7 protein-coding genes are annotated in these 8611 nt (G+C 62.2%); 3 read left to right on the top strand and 4 right to left on the bottom strand.

All coding sequences use genetic code 11. The annotated features are described in order from the left end of the window. Nucleotides 1–50: 50 nt before the first annotated feature. The 3 genes from AC1Q6I_RS28535 to AC1Q6I_RS28525 are packed head-to-tail and all read right to left on the bottom strand — an operon-like array spanning nucleotide 51 to nucleotide 3571. A complete protein-coding gene (locus AC1Q6I_RS28535; protein ID WP_102642578.1) occupies nucleotides 51–1565 on the bottom strand; it encodes a sugar ABC transporter ATP-binding protein in 1515 nt (504 codons plus the stop codon). Between the two features lie 15 nt (nucleotides 1566–1580). Continuing rightward, nucleotides 1581–2513: a sugar ABC transporter substrate-binding protein gene (locus tag AC1Q6I_RS28530; protein ID WP_069076473.1), complete on the bottom strand. Its 933-nt coding sequence runs from the start codon at nucleotides 2511–2513 to the stop codon at nucleotides 1581–1583. A gap of 50 nt (nucleotides 2514–2563) precedes the next feature. Beyond that, nucleotides 2564–3571, bottom strand: a complete 1008-nt coding sequence (locus AC1Q6I_RS28525; RefSeq protein ID WP_024076075.1) for an ABC transporter permease — start codon at nucleotides 3569–3571, stop codon at nucleotides 2564–2566. Nucleotides 3572–3932: 361 nt separating this feature from the next. On the opposite strand from AC1Q6I_RS28525, the gene AC1Q6I_RS28520 reads away from it, so the two are divergent. Genes AC1Q6I_RS28520 through AC1Q6I_RS28510 form a run of 3 tightly spaced genes read left to right on the top strand, consistent with a single transcriptional unit; the run spans nucleotide 3933 to nucleotide 7172 of the window. Then, the gene (locus AC1Q6I_RS28520) at nucleotides 3933–4769 is read left to right on the top strand and encodes a transketolase (RefSeq protein WP_024076074.1); all 837 of its coding nucleotides are present in this window, start codon (nucleotides 3933–3935) and stop codon (nucleotides 4767–4769) included. Next, on the top strand, nucleotides 4759–5691 hold the full coding sequence (locus AC1Q6I_RS28515; protein ID WP_102625123.1) for a transketolase family protein: 933 nt from the start codon (nucleotides 4759–4761) through the stop codon (nucleotides 5689–5691). The genes AC1Q6I_RS28520 and AC1Q6I_RS28515 overlap by 11 nt, the downstream gene beginning before the upstream one ends. Nucleotides 5692–5696: 5 nt before the next feature. After that, nucleotides 5697–7172 (top strand): FGGY family carbohydrate kinase, encoded by a 1476-nt coding sequence (locus AC1Q6I_RS28510; protein WP_102625124.1) that lies wholly within the window; start codon nucleotides 5697–5699, stop codon nucleotides 7170–7172. Between the two features lie 182 nt (nucleotides 7173–7354). Here AC1Q6I_RS28510 and AC1Q6I_RS28505 read toward each other — a convergent pair whose 3' ends face one another. After that, nucleotides 7355–8299, bottom strand: a complete 945-nt coding sequence (locus AC1Q6I_RS28505) for an aliphatic sulfonate ABC transporter substrate-binding protein (RefSeq protein ID WP_102625125.1) — start codon at nucleotides 8297–8299, stop codon at nucleotides 7355–7357. Nucleotides 8300–8611 lie beyond the last annotated feature (312 nt).

Genomic DNA, 8611 nt, shown 5'->3' with positions numbered 1-8611 from the left:
GGCAAGCCCTCTCCCACATTGGATCTCCATTGTTTGTGAGGGCCGGGTTCCTAGGCGGTGGCCATTTCCATTACCGACACCGGGGTGGCCTCGCCACGCTCCAGAATCCCCATCTGCCGGCCCCGGCTCATCACCATCACGCGGTGTGACAGCCCGAGCACTTCATCCAGGTCCGAACTGACCACAATCACCGCCATGCCCTTGGCTGCCAGGTCGGCGATCACTTCGTAGATCGCTGCCCGCGCGCCCACGTCAATCCCGCGCGTCGGTTCATCGAGGATGAACACCTTGGGGTTGCGCGCCAGCCACTTGGCGATGATCACCTTCTGCTGGTTACCGCCGGACAGACTGGAAATCCGCGACTGCGGCGCACCTTTCACACCCAGCCGCGCCACCGCCGTGCGCGCGAATTCGCGCAGCGGGGCAGGGAACACCCAGCCGCGTTTGTCGAGCAAATCGGTGTTGCCATAAATCAGGTTGTCTTCGATGCGATGCTCCACCACCACGCCTTGCTGCTTGCGGTCTTCCGGTACCAGCACCACACCGGCCTGGATCGCCTCGAAGGGCGAGCGCAACTGGCATGTCTCGCCATCGAGCACCATATGCCCTTGGATGTCCTGTGCCGCACCGGCTATGGTGCGCACCAGCTCGGTCCGCCCGGCGCCGACCACCCCGGCAATGCCGAACACTTCACCGGCGCGTACGCTGAAGTCGATGCCGTGCAAGGCAAACTCGCGGCAGGTCAGATCCTTGACCTGCAACATCACGCGCTCTTGCGGCGCCTGCAACGCAGGGAAAATTCGCTCCAGGCTGCGCCCGACCATCTGCTCCACCAATTCCCGCACCGGCACTTGCGCCGTGGCATGCAGGGCGATCTGGCGACCGTCGCGCAGCACCAGCACACGGTCGGCGATGCGCGCGATTTCTTCCAGGCGATGGCTGATATAGATGAATGACACACCCTCGGCCTTGAGCCGTTCCACCTGCTTGAACAGCAGCTCGGTTTCGTCCCCGCCCAAGGCCGCGGTGGGCTCATCGAGGATCAGCAGGCTGGCCTTGAGTGTCAGTGCCTTGGCGATTTCCACCAGTTGCTGGGCCGCCACGCTCAGGCCCTCGACCTTACGCGATGCCGGCACCTTGAGCCCCAGGCGCTCCAATTGGATCTGCGCCTGGGCCTCCATGTACTCGCGGTCGACCCGCCCGTGGCGCATGGGCAGGCGGCCGACGAAGATGTTTTCGGCGATCGACAATTGCGGCAACAGACGGATTTCCTGGTGGATCAGGCCGATCCCGGCCCCCAGTGCGGCACCCGGCGAGGCTGGGGTGTAGGGCTCGCCGAGCCAGGTCATGCTGCCCCCGGCTTCGGGTTGCACGAGCCCGGCGATGATCGACGACAAGGTCGACTTGCCCGCGCCGTTTTCGCCGAGCAACGCCAGGACTTCGCCGGGGCGAATGTCCACATTGATCTGCGACAGCACCTGCACCGGGCCATAGGCCTTGCTGATATTGCGCAGGCACAGCACGGCATCGGGTTCAGCTGCACGGGTATCCAGAGCGGCTTGCATGACGACCTCCACGGCTTACGGATGCTGTTGCAGGAACGGCGCGACGTTTTCTTTAGTGGTCAGCACGGTGGGCAGCAGTTGTTCCTTGGGCACGGCCTTGCCGGCTTTCAGGTCGATGGCCGAGGCCACGGCCAGGCGCCCCATTTTCTGCGTCTGCTGGGTCATGGTCGCGTTCAGCACACCGCTTTGCACGGCCTTGAGCCCGGCCACGTCACCGTCGAAACCGACCACCACCACCTGGTGATCGAGGTTGCCGACCTTCACCGCCTGGGCGGCGCCCAAGGCCATGGCATCGGCGCGGCCGAAGAACACGGTGATATTCGGGTCACGCTGGAGCAGGTCCTGGGCCACGGCGAAGCCTTTGTCCTGGGCCCATTCGGCGGGTTGCTGGGCCACCACCTTCAGGTTCGGGAAGGCTTTCAACCCTTCTTCAAAACCTTTGGCGCGATCATTCTCGGGGGTGGTGCCGAGCTGGCCTTGCAGGATCGCGATACGGCCCTTGCCGTCGGTGATCTTGCCCACGTATTCGGCCAGGGTCTTGGCCCCGTCCACGCTGTCGCTGGCGATAAAGGTGTCTCCGGGTGCGTCGGGGGCGTTGCGGTCGACAGCGATGACCGGGATGCCGGCAGCCTTGGCGGCTTTCACCGGCACACCGGCCGCAGTGGCGCCAGCCGGGATGTAGATCAGCACATCGATCTGGCGGGTGATCAAGTCTTCAATCTGGCTGACCTGGGTCGAAGAGTTGCCCTGGGCATCCACGGTGATCACCTTGATCCCCTTGGCCTTGCCCTCGGCTTCCACCGATTGCTTGATCTGGTTGAAGAAGTCGGCCTGCAGGTTGGCCACGGCCAGGCCGATGGTCAGGTCCTTGGCCCAGGTGGTGCCGGCGGCAGTGAGGGTGGCGGCGGCGAGAGCGGTGGCTAACAGCAGTTTCTTGGGGCTGAACATGTCGGTGACTCCTGGTTTTATTGTTGGAGGGTGTCAACTGTCGAACAGGTTTAACGGGCAGTGCTGGAGCGGCGTCGCAGGGTGTCGATGGTGACGGCGAGGGCAATGACCACACCGATCACCACTTGTTGAATGAAGGGCGAAACACCCAGCAGGTTGAGGCCATTGCGCAGCACGCCAATGATCAACACGCCGACGAGGGTGCCGCCGATGCTGCCGACGCCGCCACTGAGGCTGGCGCCGCCAATCACCACGGCGGCGATGGCGTCCAGTTCCAGGCTCAGCCCGGCACTCGGTTGCGAAGAATCAAGGCGTGCGGCGAGGGTCACGGCGGCGATACCGGCGAGGGCACCGCTGATGGCGTACACCCACAAGGTAATCGCACGCACCTTGATGCCCGACAGCCGCGCGACTTCCGGGCTGCCGCCCATGGCGTAGAGGTTGCGGCCACCGGCACGAAAGCGCAGGAACACCCAGGCCACCACCAGCATCACCAGGAACAGCCCCACGGTGGCCGAGAGGAAACCAAAGTGGCGCACCGTGGCCAGGCTGGTGAACCAGTCCGGGTAGCCGACGATCTGCCGGCCTTCGGTGAGGATATTTGCCAGGCCACGGGCTACCGACATCATGGTGAGCGTGGCAATAAAGGGCGGCAGCTTGGCGTAGGTGATCAACCCACCGGACACCAACCCGGCGAGCATGCCGCTGGCAATCGAGATCGGAATCGCGAAGCCCAGCGGCACGGCCTGATCCTGATACAGCCAGCCGAGCATCATCATTGAAAAGGCCAGCACCGAGCCGACCGACAGGTCGATGCCGCCGATCACGATCACCGCCGTCATGCCAATCGCCAGGATGCCCAGTACGGTGACCTGATCGAGGATGTTCAGGCCATTGCGCAACGAAAAGAAGAATTCAGAGCTGAAGGAGAAGACCAGCACCAACAGCACCAGGCCGATCAGCGGGCCGCCGATGTTGCTGGGCAGCAGTTTCACCAGACGTGGGCGGGGTGGCGGCTTGAGTTCGGCCGGATGCTGGACAATAGCTTTGGCGTCCACAGTGTTCTCCTGATTTATTTTTTTTGGAGTGCTTTCAGGCGTCTTGAATATTTATGCGTGCCTGACTGTTAATTCAGATTCCAGTGACACCGTGTCAAAGTCAAGCGCTTAATTTTTCATGTGTGCCTCTAGGCTGGCACTTTCACACGCCACAAAGCCACGGGATAGATAAGCCCGCGTGGGATTTTGGCCGTTTGTCCGAGGGCTGTTTCCGGGGTTTATTTCATTTTTTCGCCGGTCGCTCACTTGACCTGCTGAGCGTTCGGCGTCTAAATAGAAATATATTGTCACTGCTGAATAAATATTCAAAACAGCTTTGGACACTTTTACCCCGCGTGGTCAGCCTCAAAGGAGCCGCTGCATGAATGCCTTCCAGTACGACGCCCACCAGATCAAGGAACAGGCCCGCCTGATCCGTCGCCATGTGATCCGCCTGAATGCCGACTCACCGGCCGGCGGTCACACCGGGGCTGACTTGTCGGAGACCGACATCCTGGCCACCCTGTATTTCCGCATCCTCAACACCGGCCCGGAACGTACCGAAGACCCGGAGCGGGATATCTATATCCAGAGCAAAGGCCATGGCGTGGGCGGTTTGTACTGCTGCCTGGCGCAGGCAGGCTACATCCCCACTGAGTGGCTGCCGACCTACCAGCACTTCAATTCCCACTTGCCCGGCCACCCGGTACGGCAGAAAACCCCCGGCATCGAACTCAATACCGGCGCGCTTGGGCATGGTCTGCCGGTGGCCGTGGGCCTGGCGTTGGCGGCGAAAATGTCCGGCAGCAAAAAACGCATCTATGTGCTGACCGGCGACGGTGAGCTGGCCGAAGGCTCCAACTGGGAGGCGGCGATGGCGGCGGCCAAGTACGGTCTGGATAACCTGTTTGTGATCGTCGACAAGAACAAGCTGCAACTGGCGGGGTTGACCGCCGAGATCATGCCGCTGGACCCGCTGGACGTGAAATGGGCCGCCTTCGGCTTCAGCGTCAGCGAGTGCGACGGTAACGATGTGGGCCAATTGATCGAGGCCCTGGAAACCATGCAGACCAAGACCGGCGCGCCCCAGGTACTGATCGCCCACACCATCAAAGGCAAGGGCGTGTCGTTTATCGAAGCCCGTCCCGAATGGCACCACCGCGTGCCCAAGGGTGATGAAATCAACGCGGCACTGGAGGAGTTGAACCATGGCGAGTGAACATTTGGCGAGCGTCATGGTGGACGCGTTTATCGCCGCCGTCGATGCCGGGCTGGACGTGGTGCCGGTGGTCAGTGACTCCACCTCTACGGCCAAGATCGGTCCGTTTGCCCAGCGCTTTCCCGAGCGTCTGATTAACGTCGGCATTGCCGAACAGTCCCTGGTCAGCGTCGCTGCGGGCCTGGCCCTGGGCGGCAAGATCGCCGCCACCTGCAATGCGGCGCCATTCCTGATTTCCCGCGCCAATGAGCAGATCAAGGTCGACGTCTGCTACAACCAGGCCAACGTCAAGATGTTCGGCCTCAATGCCGGCACCAGTTACGGCCCGCTGGCCAGCACCCACCACAGCCTCGACGATATCTCGGTGATGCGCGGCTTTGGCAATGTGCAGATTTTCGCCCCGGCGGATGCGCGTGAATGCCGTCAGATCGTCGATTACGCGCTGCGCTATCACGGCCCGGTGTATATCCGGCTCGATGGTAAGGCCCTGCCGGATGTGCACGATGCTGACTACCAATTCGTGCCTGGGCAGGTGGATATCCTGCGCCAAGGCGCGGATGTGAGCATCGTGGCCTTGGGCTCGGTGGTGCATGAAGCGGTGGATGCGGCCGCATTGCTGGCGGAGCAGGGCATCCAGGCGCAGGTGATCAACCTGTCGTCGATCCGGCCCTTGCAGCGCGATGTACTGCTCAGCGCATTGAGCGGCACGCGCGCGGTGATCAGTGTGGAAGAGCACAATATCAACGGCGGCGTCGGCAGCCTGGTCGCCGAAGTGCTGGCCGAAGCTGCATTGGGTATTCCCTTGATCCGCCTGGGCATTGGCGATGGTGAATACGCCGCCGCCGGCGCCCGCGAACCGACGCGCGCCTTGCATAACATTGATGCGGCTGGGATCGTGGCGGCTGCCACTCGGTTGCGGTGAATCCCATGAACAACAACACTCCGCTGATCCTGGCGCTGGATGAAGGCACCAGCAACGCCAAGGCGGTGCTGGTCAATGAACTTGGCCAGGTGATTGCGCGCGGTTCGCGGCCACTGAGCATCAGCCATCCCCAGGCCGGGTTTTCCGAACAGGACCCCCTGTTGATCTGGCAAAACACGTTGGCGGCGATTGAAGAATGCCTGGCCCAGGTGGATCGTCCGATCACTGCGCTGGCGATCAGCAACCAGCGTGAGTCGGTGGTGGCGTGGGATCGTCGTAGCGGCGAGCCGCTGTCGCCTTGCATCAGTTGGCAATGCCGACGCTCCACCGCGTTGTGCACCCAGCTGCATGCGCAGGGCCATGAAGCACTGATCCTGGAGAAGACCGGGCTGGCATTGGACCCGATGTTCTCGGCGGGCAAATTTCGCTGGATTCTCGATCACCTTGAGGATGGCCACGCCCGCGCCGCTGCCGGGCAGATCTGCCTGGGCACGGTCGACAGCTGGCTGTTGTGGAAACTCAGCGGCGGCCAGGTGTTCGCCACCGACTATTCCAACGCCGCGCGTACCCAACTGTTCAACCTGCACACCTGTGCCTGGGATCCTGAGCTTTTGCAGCTGTTCGCCATTCCGGCCGCGGCCTTGGCACCGATCCAGCCGAGCGCCGGTTTCTTCGCCGAAACGGTCGCCGTGGGCAGTTTGCCCGCCGGTATCCCGGTGATGTCGATGATCGGCGACTCCCATGCGGCGCTGTACGGGCAGGGCGGTTTTGCGCCGGGGCTGGTCAAGGCCACCCTCGGCACCGGTTCGTCCTTGATGACGCCCATGAGCGGCCCGATTGCCTCCACCCATGGCTTGTCGACCACCTTGGCTTGGCACGACGGCAGCCAGCCCACCTTCGGCATGGAAGGCAATATCGTCCATACCGGCGCCGCCGTGCAGTGGGCTTCGCGGTTGGTGGCCGGGGAGTCCCTGGACGCCTTGACCGAACAGGCCGCGCAACTGCCGGATAACGGTGGCGTGTATTTTGTGCCGGCGCTCTCCGGTCTCGGCGCACCGCACTGGAAGGCCGACGCCCGTGGGCTGATCTGCGGGTTGACCGAAGCCACGTCCGGCGCGCATATCCTGCGCGCGTCGCTGGAATCGATCGGCTATCAGATTCGCGATGTGTTCGAGGCCATGCAGCAAGACATCGGCAGCCCGCTCAAGGAACTGTGGGTGGATGGCGGCGCCACGCGCAACCGTTGGCTGATGCAGTTCCTGGCCAACCTGTTGCAACGGCCGGTGGTGCGCAGCCTGTCGCCGGAAGTCTCGGCGCTGGGCGCAGCGCACCTGGCGGGGAGGGCGCTGGGGATTTGGGCGAGTGATGAGGCGCTGGGTGCATTGGAGCGCCAGCGCGAGCGGTTTGAACCGCAGGATGACCCGGCGATGGCAGGGCGTTACACCGAGTGGAAAAACGCCCTGGCCCGCATACTTCTCTAACTTGGCATCCACGGCCTTGAGCAACAGCCGCGATTTGACGGGGTGTATAGGGATCAAAAGTGTGAGAGGGGGCTTGCCCCCGATGGCGGTGTATCAGTCAGCTCATCTGTCACTGACCCACTGCCATCGGGGGGCAAGTCGAATCGTCGCACCGCCCCTCCCACATTTGGCCTGTGCAAGCCTCAAGGGCGCCAGGTCTGCACATCCGTGGCATCCACGGCCTTGGGTAATAACCCCGCCTTGAAGAACGCATCGGCAATCTTCTGCTGCTCACCCAACTGATCCACCGTCACCGGCTGCACCTGATAACTGCGGTGCGCGTTCGCCGCTTCCACCGTGGCCACATCCAGGTTGCCCCACAACGGCCCAAGCACTTTCGCTGCGTCCTGGGGGTGGGTCTTTATCCATTGGCCGGCTTTTTCCAACTGTTCATACACCACTTTCAACACGTCGGGATGGGCCTTGGCGTACGGCGTGCCGGTCAGGTAGTAACGCTTGTAGCTGGCCAGGCCTGCGCCATCGGCCAGGGTGCGCGTCGGTAACTGGCGCTGCACGCTGGTGAGGAAGGGTTCCCAGGTCACCCAGGCATCCACCTTGTTGTTCTCGAACGCCGCGCGACCATCGGCCGGCGAGAGGTAGGCCGGTTCGATGTCCGAGAACGCCAGGTCGGCCTTGGCCAGCGCGGCAATCAACAGGTAGTGCGTGCCGGCGGCTTTGGTGACCGCGACCTTCTTGCCTTTCAAGTCCGCCAGTTGCTGGATCGACGAATCCTTGTGCACCACGATCGCCTGGGCGTTGGGCGAGGGCGCTTCCTGGGCGAAGTAGGTGAGCTTGGCCTGGGCCGCCTGGGCGAAGATCGGCACGGTGTCGGCCACGTCGGCGCTGATGTCCACGTTGCCGACATTCAGTGCTTCCAACAACGGCAGGCCACTGGGGAACTCGTGCCAGGACACATCGATATGCTCGGCTTTGAGGGCCTTTTCCAGGGTGCCTTGGGTTTTCAGCAGGGTGATCAAGGTCGAGGATTTCTGGTAACCGATGCGCAGGGTTTCCTGGGCTTCGGCGCTTACGGCGACGGCAAAAGCGAGTAACCCTAATACAGCGGTGAGGGGACGGCGTATGGACATGGCGCGCTCGATGTTCAACGAAATTGCGCCAAGCATAAAGTTCTAAAAACCATTCGATAAATAATTTTTGGGTCTGAGCTTAGGGCACTTTTATCCGCTTGCTGCTCATCGGGCATAACCCTGTAGTTATAGGGCTATTTCATAAGATCCAGTCATTAATATAAACAATAGATTTTTTATGCACATGCCTCTCATGGCCCCATCCCGCCAGATCCATTTCTGTTGAGCGCGCTTTCTGTGGCGAGCGGGCTTGCCCTAATGCCGTTCAGTTAAGCGTACATCGCCTTCTGTAGGAGCGAGCTTGCTCGCGAA

This window comes from Pseudomonas sp. MPR-R2A5 (assembly GCF_058793055.1).
Note: the sequence above shows the minus strand (reverse complement) of the source record. Positions and strands in the feature narration are given on the sequence as shown.